The 15,583-nt window shown below is 54.3% G+C and carries 19 protein-coding genes; 14 read left to right on the plus strand and 5 right to left on the minus strand.

Going from position 1 to position 15,583, the window contains the following annotated elements; all coding sequences use genetic code 11:
- The first annotated feature begins 1 nt into the window (after position 1).
- Positions 2 to 1,006: a protease modulator HflC gene (gene hflC, locus ACMYSO_RS16065; RefSeq protein ID WP_434586658.1), complete on the plus strand. Its 1,005-nt coding sequence runs from the start codon at positions 2 to 4 to the stop codon at positions 1,004 to 1,006.
- Positions 1,007 to 1,067: 61 nt separating this feature from the next.
- Here hflC and ACMYSO_RS16070 read toward each other — a convergent pair whose 3' ends face one another.
- Positions 1,068 to 1,358 carry a hypothetical protein gene (locus ACMYSO_RS16070; protein WP_434665895.1) on the minus strand — a complete coding sequence of 97 codons (291 nt, stop codon included), beginning with the start codon at positions 1,356 to 1,358 and terminating at the stop codon, positions 1,068 to 1,070.
- Between the two features lie 230 nt (positions 1,359 to 1,588).
- Between ACMYSO_RS16070 and ACMYSO_RS16075 the strand changes: the two genes are divergently transcribed.
- The 6 genes from ACMYSO_RS16075 (at position 1,589) to ACMYSO_RS16100 (ending at position 8,892) form a co-directional block, all read left to right on the plus strand.
- Entirely contained in the window at positions 1,589 to 1,786 is a 198-nt protein-coding gene (locus ACMYSO_RS16075; protein ID WP_434586655.1) for a DUF2065 domain-containing protein, read from the plus strand.
- Between the two features lie 102 nt (positions 1,787 to 1,888).
- On the plus strand, positions 1,889 to 3,187 hold the full coding sequence (locus tag ACMYSO_RS16080; RefSeq protein ID WP_434665898.1) for an adenylosuccinate synthase: 1,299 nt from the start codon (positions 1,889 to 1,891) through the stop codon (positions 3,185 to 3,187).
- A gap of 218 nt (positions 3,188 to 3,405) precedes the next feature.
- Entirely contained in the window at positions 3,406 to 3,831 is a 426-nt protein-coding gene (gene nsrR / locus ACMYSO_RS16085) for a nitric oxide-sensing transcriptional repressor NsrR (RefSeq protein WP_123757981.1), read from the plus strand.
- A 38-nt stretch (positions 3,832 to 3,869) separates the two neighbouring features.
- A complete protein-coding gene (rnr, locus tag ACMYSO_RS16090) occupies positions 3,870 to 6,314 on the plus strand; it encodes a ribonuclease R (protein WP_434665901.1) in 2,445 nt (814 codons plus the stop codon).
- A 78-nt stretch (positions 6,315 to 6,392) separates the two neighbouring features.
- Positions 6,393 to 7,124: a 23S rRNA (guanosine(2251)-2'-O)-methyltransferase RlmB gene (gene rlmB, locus ACMYSO_RS16095; RefSeq protein ID WP_123757853.1), complete on the plus strand. Its 732-nt coding sequence runs from the start codon at positions 6,393 to 6,395 to the stop codon at positions 7,122 to 7,124.
- A gap of 130 nt (positions 7,125 to 7,254) precedes the next feature.
- Positions 7,255 to 8,892, plus strand: a complete 1,638-nt coding sequence (locus ACMYSO_RS16100) for an isovaleryl-CoA dehydrogenase (protein ID WP_434665904.1) — start codon at positions 7,255 to 7,257, stop codon at positions 8,890 to 8,892.
- Here ACMYSO_RS16100 and yjfN read toward each other — a convergent pair.
- Complete coding sequence (gene yjfN / locus ACMYSO_RS16105; protein WP_174509889.1) at positions 8,883 to 9,158, minus strand: DUF1471 family protease activator YjfN; 276 nt, start codon at positions 9,156 to 9,158, stop codon at positions 8,883 to 8,885. The genes ACMYSO_RS16100 and yjfN overlap by 10 nt on opposite strands.
- A gap of 137 nt (positions 9,159 to 9,295) precedes the next feature.
- Positions 9,296 to 9,604 carry a biofilm peroxide resistance protein BsmA gene (gene bsmA / locus ACMYSO_RS16110; RefSeq protein WP_222618205.1) on the minus strand — a complete coding sequence of 103 codons (309 nt, stop codon included), beginning with the start codon at positions 9,602 to 9,604 and terminating at the stop codon, positions 9,296 to 9,298.
- 208 nt (positions 9,605 to 9,812) lie between these two features.
- Here bsmA and yjfP point away from each other — a divergent pair, with 208 nt between their 5' ends.
- Entirely contained in the window at positions 9,813 to 10,520 is a 708-nt protein-coding gene (gene yjfP / locus ACMYSO_RS16115; protein WP_434665905.1) for an esterase, read from the plus strand.
- A 149-nt stretch (positions 10,521 to 10,669) separates the two neighbouring features.
- Here the strand turns inward: yjfP and ACMYSO_RS16120 are convergent, their stop codons facing one another.
- Positions 10,670 to 10,945, minus strand: coding sequence for a DUF1471 domain-containing protein (locus ACMYSO_RS16120; RefSeq protein WP_123757859.1), 276 nt, complete (start codon positions 10,943 to 10,945; stop codon positions 10,670 to 10,672).
- Between the two features lie 347 nt (positions 10,946 to 11,292).
- On the opposite strand from ACMYSO_RS16120, the gene rpsF reads away from it, so the two are divergent.
- The 5 genes from rpsF (at position 11,293) to ACMYSO_RS16145 (ending at position 13,832) form a co-directional block, all read left to right on the plus strand.
- Positions 11,293 to 11,688, plus strand: coding sequence for a 30S ribosomal protein S6 (gene rpsF, locus ACMYSO_RS16125; RefSeq protein ID WP_004098001.1), 396 nt, complete (start codon positions 11,293 to 11,295; stop codon positions 11,686 to 11,688).
- Between the two features lie 5 nt (positions 11,689 to 11,693).
- A complete protein-coding gene (priB, locus tag ACMYSO_RS16130) occupies positions 11,694 to 12,008 on the plus strand; it encodes a primosomal replication protein N (RefSeq protein WP_041143726.1) in 315 nt (104 codons plus the stop codon).
- 4 nt (positions 12,009 to 12,012) lie between these two features.
- Positions 12,013 to 12,240 (plus strand): 30S ribosomal protein S18, encoded by a 228-nt coding sequence (gene rpsR, locus ACMYSO_RS16135; RefSeq protein ID WP_002210155.1) that lies wholly within the window; start codon positions 12,013 to 12,015, stop codon positions 12,238 to 12,240.
- 39 nt (positions 12,241 to 12,279) lie between these two features.
- Positions 12,280 to 12,729 carry a 50S ribosomal protein L9 gene (gene rplI, locus ACMYSO_RS16140; RefSeq protein ID WP_041143727.1) on the plus strand — a complete coding sequence of 150 codons (450 nt, stop codon included), beginning with the start codon at positions 12,280 to 12,282 and terminating at the stop codon, positions 12,727 to 12,729.
- A gap of 152 nt (positions 12,730 to 12,881) precedes the next feature.
- Positions 12,882 to 13,832, plus strand: a complete 951-nt coding sequence (locus ACMYSO_RS16145; protein WP_434665906.1) for a DMT family transporter — start codon at positions 12,882 to 12,884, stop codon at positions 13,830 to 13,832.
- A gap of 33 nt (positions 13,833 to 13,865) precedes the next feature.
- Here the strand turns inward: ACMYSO_RS16145 and ACMYSO_RS16150 are convergent, their stop codons facing one another.
- Positions 13,866 to 14,528 (minus strand): LysM-like peptidoglycan-binding domain-containing protein, encoded by a 663-nt coding sequence (locus tag ACMYSO_RS16150; RefSeq protein WP_434665908.1) that lies wholly within the window; start codon positions 14,526 to 14,528, stop codon positions 13,866 to 13,868.
- A gap of 394 nt (positions 14,529 to 14,922) precedes the next feature.
- Between ACMYSO_RS16150 and fklB the strand changes: the two genes are divergently transcribed.
- Positions 14,923 to 15,543: an FKBP-type peptidyl-prolyl cis-trans isomerase gene (fklB, locus tag ACMYSO_RS16155; protein ID WP_015585317.1), complete on the plus strand. Its 621-nt coding sequence runs from the start codon at positions 14,923 to 14,925 to the stop codon at positions 15,541 to 15,543.
- Positions 15,544 to 15,583: the final 40 nt, after the last annotated feature.

Genomic DNA, 15,583 nt, shown 5'->3' on the forward strand with positions numbered 1-15,583 from the left:
GATGCGTAAACCTGTTATTGCGATAGTGGTTATCGTGCTGGTAGTGCTTTACATGTCTGTCTTTGTTGTCAAAGAAGGCGAGCGTGGCATTACGCTACGCTTTGGTAAAGTCCTGCGCGATAGTGAAAACAAACCGCTGGTCTATGCGCCGGGTCTGCACTTCAAGATCCCGTTCATTGAATCAGTGAAAACGCTGGATGCGCGTATTCAGACCATGGACAACCAGGCCGATCGCTTTGTCACTAAAGAGAAGAAAGACCTGATCGTTGACTCCTACATTAAGTGGCGTATCAGTGACTTCAGCCGCTACTACCTGGCAACCGGCGGCGGCGACGTCTCCCAGGCCGAGGTTCTGCTGAAGCGTAAGTTCTCTGACCGTCTGCGTTCTGAAATTGGTCGCCTGGACGTGAAAGATATCGTGACCGATTCCCGTGGTCGTCTGACCCTGGAAGTCCGCGATGCCCTGAACTCCGGTTCTGCGGGGACTGAAGATGAAGTCAGCACTCCGGCTGCCGACGATGCTATCGCCAAAGCGGCGGAGCGCGTGGCGACAGAAACCAACGGTAAAGTCCCGGTGATTAACCCGAACAGTATGGCGGCACTGGGTATTGAAGTCGTTGACGTTCGTATCAAGCAGATCAACCTGCCGGCGGAAGTGTCGGAAGCGATTTACAACCGTATGCGCGCCGAGCGTGAAGCGGTTGCTCGTCGCCACCGTTCACAAGGTCAGGAAGAGGCTGAGAAACTGCGTGCTACCGCGGACTATGAAGTCACCAAGACGCTGGCTGAGTCAGAACGTCAGGGCCGTATTATGCGTGGTGAAGGCGATGCAGAGGCCGCCAAGCTGTTTGCTGATGCATTCAGCCAGGATCCGGGCTTCTACGCCTTTATCCGTAGCCTGCGGGCCTATGAGAACAGCTTCCAGAGCAATCAGGACGTGATGGTTCTTAGCCCGGATAGCGATTTCTTCCGCTATATGAAATCACCTGCAGCGACCACTCGCTAATAAGATGATGTCAGCAAAAAGGCGCCCTAACAGGCGCCTTTTTTATAACGCGACAATGGTTTTAGTTGCCGAGTAGTTTATTCAGCAGACCACCTATAACCGGCACACCTGCCAGCGTGCTTTCAATAGCACCACCAACGACCGATCCTGCAGTGTGGCCTACGGTTTTACCGAGATCAGGTGCAATATCCGCAATATTTATTGAGCCAATAATCGGCAGATCAATAGTCAGAACGTTGCCGCCGAGCGACCATATTGCCGCCCCTGCTTGCTCACCCAGAGCAGCAAGACCATTTTGCAGCCATCCAGCGCCGCTTACGGCATCGATTTCAATCGCAGTTAATTCTCTCATGCTAATCATCCTAATTAGTTATGGTATGTGCGCACCCCCATGGATACGCGATGGCATAGTTGCAATTTTGAAAATAACCTTCAATACAACGAGTTATGAATTTTATTTCATAAAAGAAGTTCATAAAACGGAGGAAATACCAGACAATATGAAGTGAGGGTGAACACAACAATGATATGCAGCGGGGCTTCTGCATCGCGGCGGGTTCGTTTTACAGATAAGGGTCAATAATGAATTCAACAATCTGGCTGGCACTGGCGCTGGTTTTAGTTCTGGAAGGGCTCGGGCCACTGCTTTATCCACGTGCCTGGCGGCGAATGATTGCGACGATGAGCCAGCTTCCTGATAATTTATTACGCCGTTTTGGCGGTGGTCTTGTGGTCGCCGGGTTTGTCATCTACTACATGTTGACGAAATCGTTAAACTGATCAAAAAGTGGTCAGACTTGCCTGATATTGACTGCAAAAAGTGCTGTAACTCTGAAAAAGCGATGGTAGAATCCATTTTTAAGCAAACGGTGATTTTGAAAAATGGGTAACAACGTCGTCGTACTGGGCACCCAATGGGGTGACGAAGGTAAAGGGAAGATCGTCGATCTCCTGACTGAACGGGCTAAATATGTTGTGCGCTACCAGGGTGGTCACAACGCTGGCCATACTCTCGTAATCAACGGTGAAAAAACCGTCCTCCATCTTATTCCATCAGGTATTCTCCGCGAAAACGTTACCAGCATCATCGGTAATGGTGTTGTGCTGTCTCCAGCTGCGCTGATGAAAGAGATGAAAGGTCTGGAAGACCGTGGTATCCCTGTTCGTGAGCGTCTGCTGCTGTCTGAAGCTTGCCCGCTTATCCTCGATTATCACGTCGCACTCGATGTTGCTCGTGAGAAAGCACGTGGCGCGAAAGCTATCGGTACCACCGGTCGCGGTATCGGCCCTGCCTACGAAGATAAAGTCGCACGTCGCGGTCTGCGCGTGGGTGACCTGTTTGATAAAGCCACCTTTGCTGACAAACTGAAAGAAGTGATGGAATATCACAACTTCCAGTTGGTGAATTTCTATAAAGCAGAAGCGGTTGACTATCAGAAAGTGCTGGATGATGTGATGGCGATTGCCGACATCCTGACGGCAATGGTTGTTGATGTGTCCGATCTGCTGGACCAGGCGCGCAAGCGTGGCGACTTCGTGATGTTCGAAGGCGCACAGGGTACTCTGCTGGATATCGACCACGGTACCTATCCGTATGTCACCTCGTCCAACACCACTGCAGGTGGCGTGGCGACAGGTTCCGGTCTGGGCCCACGTTATGTTGATTATGTTCTGGGGATCATCAAAGCCTACTCAACTCGCGTTGGTGCAGGTCCGTTCCCGACAGAGCTGTTCGATGAAACCGGCGAGTTCCTGTGCAAGCAGGGTAACGAGTTCGGTGCCACCACTGGCCGTCGTCGTCGTACCGGCTGGCTGGATATCGTAGCGATCCGTCGCGCGGTGCAGATCAACTCCCTGTCTGGCTTCTGCCTGACCAAGCTGGACGTGCTGGACGGCCTGAAAGAAGTGAAAATCTGCGTCGGTTACCGTATGCCAGATGGCCGCGAAGTGACCACTACGCCGCTGGCGGCTGATAACTGGGAAGGCATTGAGCCGATCTATGAAATCATGCCGGGCTGGTCTGAAACCACCTTCGGTATGAAAACACGTAGCGGTCTGCCGCAGACGGCGCTGAACTATATCGCTCGTATTGAAGAGCTGACCGGTGTACCGGTTGATATCATCTCTACCGGTCCTGACCGTACTGAGACGATGATTCTGCGCGATCCGTTCGACGCATAATCAATGACCTGGGGCGCCGTTCAGGCGCCCTTGTTTTTGCTGTTCACCCGCCCCATTTCAAATAAATTAGCGGCCTGAGCGCTGGCTGGTTTATCATCAATACAGTATCAATATCGTTTTTACCCGAGGATCAATGCTCTAAAGCATTCAGGATGCGCCCGTTCGCGCAGCAACCTGAAGCCCGAGTACTGACCGTTCCCCCTTACCCTGAGGTTGATGTGCAGTTAACGAGTTTTACGGATTACGGATTACGTGCGCTGATCTACATGGCGTCGTTGCCGGATGGAAGAATGACGAGTATCTCCGAAGTGACGGAGGTTTACGGCGTTTCCCGTAATCATATGGTTAAAATAATCAATCAGTTAAGCCGTGCTGGTTACGTTATGGCCGTGCGGGGGAAAAACGGGGGGATTCGCCTGGGTAAACCAGCGCAAGCTATTCGTGTTGGTGATGTTGTCCGCGATCTGGAGCCGCTATCGTTGGTCAATTGCAGCAGCGAATTTTGCCACATTACTCCCGCCTGCCGCCTGAAAAAGGCGCTTGCTGAAGCTGCGCAAAGTTTTCTTAAGGAACTAGATAACTACACGCTGGCTGATTTGGTTGAAGAAAATCAACCGCTTTATAAATTATTACTGGTGGAGTGACGTAAACTCACATCAGAGATGACAACGGAGGAACCGACATGTCACAAGATCCTTTCCAGGACCGCGAAGCTGAAAAGTATGCGAATCCAATCCCAAGCCGGGAATTTATCCTCGATCATTTAACAAAACGTGAAAAACCGGCCAGCCGTGAAGAGCTGGCGATAGAACTGAATATCGAAGGAGAAGAGCAGCTCGAAGGGCTGCGTCGTCGTTTGCGCGCGATGGAGCGTGACGGACAGCTGGTCTTTACCCGCCGCCAGTGCTACGCGCTGCCGGAGCGTCTTGACCTGCTTAAAGGCACCGTTATCGGCCATCGTGATGGCTATGGCTTCCTGCGCGTCGAAGGACGCAAAGACGACCTTTATCTCTCTTCTGAGCAGATGAAAATGTGTATTCATGGCGATCAGATCCTGGCGCAGCCGTTGGGTGCCGATCGTAAAGGCCGCCGCGAAGCGCGCGTGGTGCGCATTCTGGTACCGAAAACCAGCCAGATTGTCGGCCGCTACTTCACTGACGCCGGCGTCGGTTTCGTCGTGCCGGACGACAGCCGTCTGAGCTTTGATATCTTAATTCCGCCGGAAGAGGTAATGGGCGCGCGGATGGGCTTTGTGGTGGTGGTTGAACTGACCCAACGCCCGACCCGTCGTACCAAAGCCATCGGCAAAATTGTTGAAGTGCTGGGCGATAACATGGGCACCGGCATGGCTGTTGATATGGCGCTGCGCACCCACGAAATCCCGTACACCTGGCCGCCGGCGGTGGAAAAGCAGGTTTCGGTGCTGAAAGAGCAGGTACCGGAAGAGGCGAAAGTGGGTCGCGTGGACTTACGTGACCTGCCGCTGGTAACGATCGACGGCGAAGATGCCCGCGATTTCGATGATGCGGTCTACTGCGAGAAAAAACGCGGTGGCGGCTGGCGCCTGTGGGTTGCCATTGCCGATGTCAGCTACTATGTCCGCCCCGGCACGCCGCTGGATGCGGAAGCACGTAGCCGCGGAACATCGGTCTACTTCCCATCTCAGGTTGTCCCGATGCTGCCGGAAGTGCTTTCCAACGGCCTGTGTTCCCTGAACCCGCAGGTCGATCGCCTGTGCATGGTATGTGAGATGACTATCTCCTCCAAAGGGCGCCTGACCGGATATAAATTCTATGAAGCGGTGATGAGTTCACACGCGCGCCTGACCTATACCAAAGTGTGGCATATGCTACAGGGCGATCAGGAGCTGCGTGAGCACTATGCGCCGCTGGTGAAGCATATTGAAGAGCTTCACACTCTCTATAAAGTGCTGGATAGCGCCCGTGAAGAACGCGGTGGGATCTCATTTGAGAGTGAAGAAGCGAAGTTCATCTTCAACGCTGAACGTCGTATCGAACGCATTGAGCAGACGCAGCGCAACGATGCGCACAAGCTGATTGAAGAGTGCATGATTCTGGCGAACATCTCCGCCGCGCGCTTTGTTGAGAAGGCGCTGGAGCCTGCGCTGTTCCGTATTCACGATAAGCCGAGCACCGAAGCGATTACCGCGTTCCGCTCCGTGCTGGCGGAACTGGGGCTGGAGCTGCCTGGTGGCAATAAGCCAGAGCCGCGAGACTATGCTGAGCTGCTGATTTCGATTGCTGACCGCCCGGATCATGAAATGCTGCAGACGATGCTGCTGCGTTCCATGAAGCAGGCGGTGTACGATCCGGAAAACCGCGGTCACTTTGGCCTGGCGCTGCAATCCTATGCGCACTTCACTTCACCGATTCGTCGTTACCCGGATCTGTCGCTGCACCGGGCGATCAAGTACCTGCTGGCGAAAGAGCAGGGTCATAAAGGCAACAGCACCGAAACCGGCGGCTGGCACTACAGCATGGACGAAATGCTGCAGCTTGGCGCGCACTGCTCGATGACCGAGCGCCGTGCCGATGAGGCCACCCGTGAAGTGTCTGACTGGCTGAAGTGTGATTTCATGCTGGATCAGGTGGGCAACGTCTTTAAAGGCGTGATTGCTAGCGTCACCGGTTTTGGTTTCTTCGTGCGCCTTGATGAACTGTTTATCGATGGTCTGGTTCATGTTTCTTCCCTTGATAATGACTACTATCGTTTCGACCAGGTCGGGCAACGCTTGATCGGCGAATCCGGTGGCCAGACTTACCGTCTGGGCGATCGCGTGGAAGTCCGCGTGGAAGCGGTCAATATGGATGAGCGCAAGATCGATTTCTCGCTGATCTCCAGCGAGCGCGGTCCGCGCAACGTTGGCAAGACCGCGCGGGAGAAGACCAAAAAGGCGAACACCACGGGTAAACCTTCCGGCCGTCGTCGTCAGGCGGGCAAGCAGGTGAACTTCGAGCCAGACAGCGCTTTCCGTGGTGATAAGGGTAAACCGAAGCCGGCGAAAGCGAAGAAAGACAAGGCCGCTAAAAAGCCGTCAGCCAAGACGCAGAAAATCGCGGCGGCGACCAAGGCGAAACGCGCGGCAAAGAAAAAAGTCGCTGAATAAGCATCGATCAATGTTGCAGGCCGGGGCGCCCGGTCTGCAAAGCCGTAACGGCAATACCAACACGTAACGAGTACATCAATGAGTGAAATGATTTACGGCATCCACGCGGTGCAGGCCCTGCTTGAACGCGCTCCAGAGCGTTTTCAGGAAGTTTATATTCTGAAAGGCCGTGAAGATAAACGTCTGCTGCCGTTGATTCACGCCCTGGAAGCGCAGGGTGTGGTGATTCAGGTCGCTAACCGTCAGTTCCTTGACGAGAAAAGCGAAGGTGCAGTACATCAGGGGATCATCGCCCGCGTGAAACCGGGACGGCAGTATCAGGAGAACGATCTGCCTGATCTGCTGGCCTCCCTCGATCAGCCGTTCCTGCTGATTCTGGATGGCGTCACCGACCCGCACAACCTGGGCGCCTGCCTGCGTAGCGCTGATGCTGCCGGCGTTCATGCGGTGATTGTGCCGAGAGACCGCTCTGCACAGCTCAACGCGACGGCGAAAAAAGTTGCCTGTGGCGCGGCGGAGAATGTTCCACTTATCCGCGTGACAAACCTGGCACGTACTATGCGTTTATTGCAAGAAGAGAACGTCTGGATTGTCGGGACCGCTGGTGAGGCTGACCACACGCTGTTCCAGAGCAAAATGACCGGCCCGATGGCACTGGTGATGGGCGCAGAAGGTGAAGGCATGCGTCGTCTGACTCGCGAACATTGCGATGAGCTGATCAGCATCCCGATGGCCGGCAGCGTTTCTTCATTGAACGTCTCGGTAGCGACCGGTATTTGCCTGTTTGAAGCGGTGCGTCAACGTAGCTAAACACATTGATCTGCTAACAGCAAAACGCAAAGCCATCCCTCGGGATGGCTTTTTTGTGACTGCTTTCGCGGGCGAGGTTGGTCCAGGGTGACCATACTTAATGGCAACGCCATTGAGGGAGGGATACACCATGCACTGGCAGACGCATACCGTCTTTAACCAACCCACGCCGCTGTGCAATAGCAACCTGTTCCTGTCAGATACCGCCCTGCGCGAAGCGGTAGGCCGCGAAGGGGCGGGATGGGATAGCGATTTACTGGCCAGCATCGGCCAGCAGTTGGGGACTGCGGAATCGCTGGAGCTGGGGAGACTGGCGAACAGCAACCCGCCGGAGTTGCTCCGCTACGATGCCTGCGGCAACCGGCTGGATGATGTCCGCTTTCACCCCGCCTGGCACCTGCTGATGCAGGGGCTGTGTGCCAACCAGGTCCATAACCTTGCCTGGCAGGACGAGGCCCGAACCGGGGCGTTTGTCGCGCGTGCCGCCCGCTTTTTGCTCCATGCTCAGGTGGAAGCGGGAACGCTGTGCCCGATAACCATGACGTTCGCCGCCACGCCGCTGTTGCAGAGGGCCGTGCCTGAACCGTTCAGCGACTGGTTGTCACCGCTGTTAAGCGATCGCTACGATCCGCATCTTGCCCCAGGCCCGCAGAAACGTGGGGTGTTGATTGGCATGGGAATGACGGAAAAGCAGGGGGGATCTGATGTTCTGGTTAACACCACCCGGGCAGACAAAACGGCGGAAGGTTTTTATCTTCTGACTGGACATAAGTGGTTTTTCTCGGTTCCGCAAAGCGATGCGCATCTGGTGCTGGCTCAGGCGCCGGAAGGCCTCTCCTGCTTTTTCGTGCCCCGCCTGCTTCCCGATGGGCAGCGTAATGCGCTGCACCTTGAACGGCTAAAAGATAAGTTGGGAAATCGTTCTAATGCCAGCAGCGAAGTGGAGCTTTTTGAGGCTCATGGCTGGCTGGTTGGCGACGAAGGCGATGGTGTGCGGCAGATCCTGAAAATGGGCGGTCTGACCCGTTTTGACTGTGCGCTGGGTAGCCACGCCTTAATGCGCCGGGCGTACTCGGTGGCGCTGTATCATGCGCTGCAACGTCAGGCCTTCGGGAAACACCTGGTCGATCAGCCGATGATGCGTCAGGTGCTGGGTCAAATGGCGCTGCGTCTGGAGGGGCAAACCGCCTTTCTGTTCCGTCTGGCGCGGGCATGGGATGGCCGTGATGACGTTAATGAGGTGCTGTGGGCCCGGTTGTGGACGCCGGCGGCGAAGTTTGCCATCTGTAAAGCCGGGATGCCGTTCGTTGCGGAGGCGATGGAAGTGCTGGGCGGTATTGGCTATTGCGAAGAGAGTGAGCTACCGCGCCTGTATCGCGAAATGCCGGTCAACAGCATCTGGGAAGGCTCCGGCAATATTATGTGCCTGGACGTGATGCGGGTGCTGAGTAAGCACCCCGCGGCGCAGGAGCTGCTGGCGGCAGAGTGTGCGGAAGTGAAAGGGCAGAATCGTCATTTTGACCGCGCCTGGCGGCAGCTGCAACAGCTGTTACGGCGGCCCACCGAAGAGCAAGGCAGAGAGATTACCCGTCTGGTTTATATGCTCGGTGTCGGGGCGCAGATGCTGCGTTACGCCTCACCGCCGCTGGCGGAAGCCTGGTGCCGTATGATGCTCGACACGCGCGGCGGTATGCGTCTGGATGCGCCGACGCTGGATGATTTATTGCTCCGTGCGATGGGACGAGGGCGCCAGGCACCTCAGGCGTAGAGAATCGCCTGTACCCGCCAGTTATCCGGCTGCTGCTCTTCGTACATCTGGACGATGCGGTACCACGACGCGCCTTGCTCATCGGCCTTCACGGCGATGGCGTGTTCAACGTCCTGCTGGCTGCCGGCAATATTGTTCACGGAAATCAGGCCAATTTCATTCAGGCCAGTGACGCAATCTGCACTGGCGAATTCCGCTGATTGTGCCGTGGTATTGGCAGTTGCTGCGCTCAGCAGCAGACTGGGTAGGGTAAAAGATCGTTTCATCGTCAGCTCCATTTCACGTAGTCCTGAGGGCAGTCCGTTGCTAACGTTCTGCCAGGGTATGGCTGGCTGAACGTTATTATGCACAGGAGAACGTGAATGGATGCAAAGCAGTGTAAATCTGGGTTAAATTTCAACCGTTACTTACGGTATAAAATCGCCTGCGAATACCACTGGCCGGGAACCATGGTGTCATCAATCATAATGATGACGTAGTAATCCGCTTTCGCTGTCTCTGCTTTGACTTTTAGCGCAGCTTCTACATCCATCGGTGAGCCATACAGTAATACGCTCACTGTCCCTATCTTCTGTAGACCCTGCGTCTGATTACGCTGGATCTCTTGCGGATGGTCGGTTGCGGGTGGCGGCGCTTCTGGCGTTCCCTGTAGGGCACTACAGCCAGTTAAGGCGAGAACCAGCAACCACGGTGTAAACCTACGCATAACCATATCTCGTTTCCTGATATTCATAGTGTAGTGGTAGCCTGAATGTCATTTCCGGGGAATGTTCCCGAAGTGTTATCTCGGACGCGAATTTCGAATGAAAATATCGTGAAAGCGTAATCTGGTTCTCAACATTATGAATCATCGTGAACCTGGTTTCCTGGTGAATATACCTGTCTTGGGTATATCGCCCCTTAGTGAAAGGAGATGGTCAATGATTGCTCTCGAAATACGCCACCTCGCGGGGGGAGAAGTGCTGCACGCCTGCCCGCAGGACGCACTGGATAAACCGTTGCCCTGCATCATATTTTATCATGGTTTTACCTCCTCGAAGTGGGTATATAGCTACTTTGCCGTAGCGCTGGCGGAAGCTGGTTTTCGGGTTATCATGCCCGATGCCGCAGATCATGGTGCGCGTTACGATGGGGATGAACGCGGGCGGATGCAGCGTTTCTGGCCGATTCTGCTGCAAAGCTTTAGCGAGTTTCCGGCGCTGCGCGAGGCGGTTTTCGAACAGGGCTGGGTCGAGGGTGAACGGCTGGGTGTCGGTGGGGCGTCGATGGGCGGAATGGCGGCGCTGGGGATCATGACCCATCATCGGGAGCTAAAAAGCGTGGCCTGTCTGATGGGCTCCGGCTATTTTACTTCTCTCTCGCAGAGCCTGTTTCCGTCTCCGGAATTTGATACTGAGCAGCTAGCTGAATGGGACGTTGACCACGATCTCAGCGCGGTGGCTGACAGACCGCTGCTGCTGTGGCACGGTGAGGAGGACGATATTGTCCCCCCTGAAGGGACGTTCCGCTTGCAGCAGGCGCTTCAGCACAGCGCAGATCTGACCTGCGTCTGGCAGAAAGGCGTGGGCCACCGGATCACGCCAGAGGCGTTAACGGCAACGGTGGCGTTTTTCCAGCGCCATTTGTAAGCGCGAAACCATGAATGACTCCGGAAATCATGCGATTAAAAGGGGATTAAATCAGGCCACGGTGATGCTGGTAAGTCATAAATAATATAATTATTAATCGCATTAAGACTTCGCCCTTGTGGCGGGGCGAAGTCAAAGATTCAGAGGGGTTAGCGGTAAATTGCCGCTTCTGCATGTATCAGACCGTTGCTTTCCGGTTCGTGAATCAGGATTGGCTGGAAGTATTTTGCGCCTCGCGCATCGCTCAACTGATTCAGTGCCTGATCGGCCTCTTGTTCAGTCGCCATATTATGGTTGATATAGATAACGCCCAGGCTCTGCACATCGTCCATATTCCGTGCCTGGCGCCCATCGATCTTGATGGCTGCCTGCGCGCTTGCGCTCAGTAATACGGCAGCCAATGCAGCAATGATGATGTTTTTCATACTCTACGCTCCTGACGTTCTGTCGGCCATGCTGGCGTTAATCCGGGGTCCTCTTGGGTTATCGATGGCTTTGACTTAAGTGTAATCTCTGGCTGTCGGGGCATCGCGACCATTTCTGATGGAGTTGTTCAAAAAAACGTCGCTACCGTTGTTGATTAATTTTAAATCACTGACTTAATACGGCTTTGCGGATAGTGCGAATTATTTGCGCAATTTGCTTGTCTTAATTGGCTTTCGTACGTATTATGACGCGTCAATTTTTCAGCCGCCCTTTAACCACGTTCCTTGCCTCCATGGGCCGCGGCTGACCCAGACAGGAGGCTGAATAATCCGTAAGGAGCAATTCGATGCGTCATTACGAAATCGTTTTTATGGTCCATCCTGACCAGAGCGAACAGGTTCCGGGTATGATCGAACGTTACACTGGTGCAATCACTGCAGCAGAAGGTACGATCCACCGTCTGGAAGACTGGGGCCGCCGTCAGCTGGCTTACCCGATCAACAAACTGCACAAAGCTCACTACGTTCTGCTGAACGTTGAAGCCCCGCAGGAAGCGATCGATGAGCTGGAAACAAACTTCCGCTTCAACGACGCCGTTATCCGCAGCATGGTAATGCGTACTAAGCACGCTGTTACCGAAGCATCTCCGATGGTTAAAGCGAAAGACGAGCGCCGTGAGCGTCGCGAAGATTTCGCAAACGAAACCGCAGATGATTCCGAAGCTGGGGATTCTGAAGAGTAATCCTGATGACCAATCGTCTGGAGCTGTCTGGCATAATATGCAGGACGCCAATTCGTAAGGTCAGCCCGTCAGGAATTCCACACTGCCAGTTCGTGCTTGAGCATCGTTCAGTGCAGGAGGAAGCCGGTTTTCACCGGCAGGCATGGTGCCAAATGCCCGTTATTATTAGCGGACACCAAAACCAGGCCATTACTCACAGTATAACGGTCGGTAGTGCAGTCATCGTTCGGGGGTTCATTTCTTGCCACAAGGCAAAGAACGGCCTGAGCAAAATGGTTCTGCATGCCGAGCAGATTGAATTGATAGATTCTGGAGACTAGCCAAATGGCACGTTATTTCCGTCGTCGCAAGTTCTGCCGTTTCACCGCGGAAGGCGTTGTAGAGATTGATTACAAAGACATCGCTACGCTGAAAAACTACATTACCGAAAGCGGTAAAATTGTCCCGAGCCGTATCACCGGTACTCGTGCAAAATACCAGCGTCAGCTGGCTCGCTGCATCAAGCGCGCTCGCTACCTGTCCCTGCTGCCATACACTGATCGTCATCAGTAATCGGCCGCTGTCTATTAACGACTTTAAGAGGATAAGGTAATGCAAGTTATTCTGCTTGATAAAGTAGCAAACCTGGGTAGCCTGGGTGATCAGGTTAACGTTAAAGCGGGTTATGCTCGTAACTTCCTGGTACCGCAGGGTAAAGCTGTTCCTGCTACCAAGAAAAACGTTGAATTCTTCGAAGCGCGCCGCGCAGAACTGGAAGCCAAACTGGCTGACGTTCTGGCAGCTGCTAACGCACGTGCTGAAGCAATCAATGCACTGGGCAACGTTACCATCGCGTCTAAATCAGGCGACGAAGGTAAACTGTTCGGTTCCATCGGTACCCGCGACATCGCTGACGCTGTAACTGCAGCTGGCGTTGCCGTCGCTAAGAGCGAAGTTCGTCTGCCGAACGGCGTTCTGCGCACCACCGGTGAGCACGAAGTGGACTTCCAGGTTCACAGCGAAGTATTCGCGAAACTGGTTGTTAACGTTGTAGCTGAGTAATTTATTACTGAGTTCGCGTCGAGACGCCGGCCTTGTGCCGGCGTTTTGCTTTTCTGCATCACGACTTTGAACAATCTTTTCCTTGTATGGTAGCTATTCTGCGCGCTTTCTGGATAATAAAATAAAACGCTATTTTATTATTGGTGACGCGAATGGATGCCCCCTCAGTTTTTTCCCGTAAAAAAGTGGCTTACGCCTGTGCAACCCTGTGTTGCTTATTGTGGGGAAGCTCTTATCCGGCAATAAAAAGCGGCTATGAACTGTTTCATATCGCCACCGATGATGTGCCGTCAAAACTGGTCTTTGCAGGCTACCGTTTCCTGTTTGCCGGGCTGCTGTTATTGCTCTTTGCCCTGGCACAACGAAAACCGGTTGCGCGCCTGAATCCCCGGCAATGTGCACAACTGGCGATACTTGGCGTAACGCAAACCTCCCTGCAGTACATTTTCTTCTACATCGGGCTGGCGTTTACCACCGGCGTGAAGGGTTCGATTATGAACGCCACCGGGACCTTCTTTAGCGTTTTGCTGGCGCACTTTATCTATCAGAACGACAAACTGAGCTACAACAAAGCCATCGGCTGTATTCTCGGCTTTACCGGCGTGATGCTGGTGAACTTTAGCCATTCGCTGAGCGATTTTAGCTTTGTCTGGCAGGGTGATGGCTTTGTGGTGCTGGCAGCGTTTATTCTGTCGGCGGCGACGCTGTACGGGAAGCGTATTTCGCAAACGGTCGATCCTACGGTGATGACCGGCTGGCAGCTGGCGTTTGGCGGTCTGGTGTTGCTGGCAGGGGGTTACTTTACCGGTGGCGAGCTGGTGATTCACAGCACCACGGCACTGCTGGTGCTCGCTTATCTGACACTACTCTCATCCGTGGCTTTTGCGGTATGGAGCGTATTACTCAAGCACAATCGCGTCAGTATGATTGCACCGTTTAACTTTGTGATCCCGGTTGCCGGAACCGTGCTGTCAGCGATATTTCTCGGTGAGAACATCTTTGAGATGAAATATGTGATTGCGCTGGTGCTGGTTTGTGTCGGGATTCGGTGGGTGAACAGAGAAGGCACGCCGCGCGCCAAAAAATCACAGCAGGCCGGGTGACACACCCGGCTATACCACGTGTTTTATCTCGCGTTATCGTGCGCGGATAAAGCTGCCATTCGCCTGGCGGGTGAATAGCACCTGCTGCCCGCTGCCGGTATCAATCGTCAGACCCGTCACTACGCCGTTCGCATTCTGGCGAATCTGTACCGTCTGCCCGGTTTGCAGCGAACTTAACGGCTTACCAGCGCCTTCGACCTGGGCCATGGCGTAGACGTCAGTCGGCGGAAGATTATGGTCGCGGAACAGCTGAGCCAGCGTTTTACCCGCTTCGATGCGGTAGGTGCGCCACTGTTGCTCAATCCCCGGAGCGGATTGCTGCTGCTGTTGCTGTGGCTGAGAGTAGGCCTGGCTTTGGCTCTGGTCCATCGGCTCATCCTGAACAGGTTCAGGTGCCACCGGAGCCATTTGGTCGGCATCACTGACCGTCGGCGTATTGGTTATGGGCGGCAGCGGCATGCCCTGCTGGGTCGACTGCGGTTGGGACTGTGATTGCAGGTCGATACTGGCTTCGCGGCCGTTTTGCATTGGGCTGCTGTTATCCTCTGAAGGCAGCAGTATGCCGATAATCACCAGCAACGCGCCGGCAATAATCCCCCGGCGATGCATTGGCGGCAGCGGATCCATGATGCGAATATGATCCGGGGCGTGCCAGATCTTCGCCAGGGTAGGTGTGATATCAAAGCGCCCGGGCATGGCTTTCCTCCTGCTCCGCATATTTTTATCCTGCTCGTAGAGTATAGATGGCTAACTTCCTGATGGCCGAGACAAAGATATGTTTCGTGAGGTTAACCTGATATCTCCTATTGTTTCTGTTTCCCTTAGATTTGTCATCATCTCCGCGACAAAGTTTTACCCGTCGTGCTATGGCTGATATGCTTCCCACCACTTTATACCCTTCATCCTTCAAGTTGCTTGGGTATTGGCTGCACCCGTGCACCCCAGTCACTTACTTGAGTAAGCTCCTGGGGATTTACGGTCTTGCCGCCTACAAGCAACTCGAATTATTTAGGGTATCTATTTCGGCTTTTTCCGCTGCTGTCGCATGAAGCCGTGGAGTATGAAACTCTCACCCAACAAAGGAACAAAGATGGCAACCCCGACTTTTGACACGATTGAAGCGCAGGCAAGTTATGGTATCGGCTTGCAGGTTGGACAACAGCTGAGCGAATCTGGCCTGCAGGGGCTGCTGCCGGAAGCACTGGTTGCCGGCATTGCCGATGCGCTGGAAGGCAATCAGCCGCAGGTGCCGGTGGAAGCCGTTCACCGCGCGCTGCGTGAAATCCACGAACGTGCCGATGCCGTGCGCCGCGAACGTTTCCAGGAAATGGCGGCTGATGGCCAGAAATACCTGGACGAAAACCGCGAGCGTGAAGGCGTGAACAGCACCGAATCTGGCCTGCAGTTCCGCGTTCTGACCCAGGGCGAAGGCGCGATCCCGGCACGTACCGACCGCGTACGCGTGCATTACACCGGTAAACTGATCGACGGTACCGTGTTTGACAGCTCTGTGGCACGCGGCGAGCCGGCTGAATTCCCGGTAACCGGCGTAATCGGCGGCTGGATTGAAGCGCTGACCCTGATGCCGGTCGGTTCAAAATGGGAACTGACTATTCCGCACAACCTGGCCTATGGCGAGCGCGGTGCTGGTGCCTCTATTCCTCCGTTCAGCACCCTGATTTTTGAAGTTGAACTGCTGGATATTATCTAAACAGCAGGGGCTTCCTCTCCCGTTTGGGGGAGGAAGCGAC

Origin of the sequence: Klebsiella sp. B345 (genome assembly GCF_051131735.1) — a bacterium.
GTDB lineage: Bacteria > Pseudomonadota > Gammaproteobacteria > Enterobacterales > Enterobacteriaceae > Klebsiella.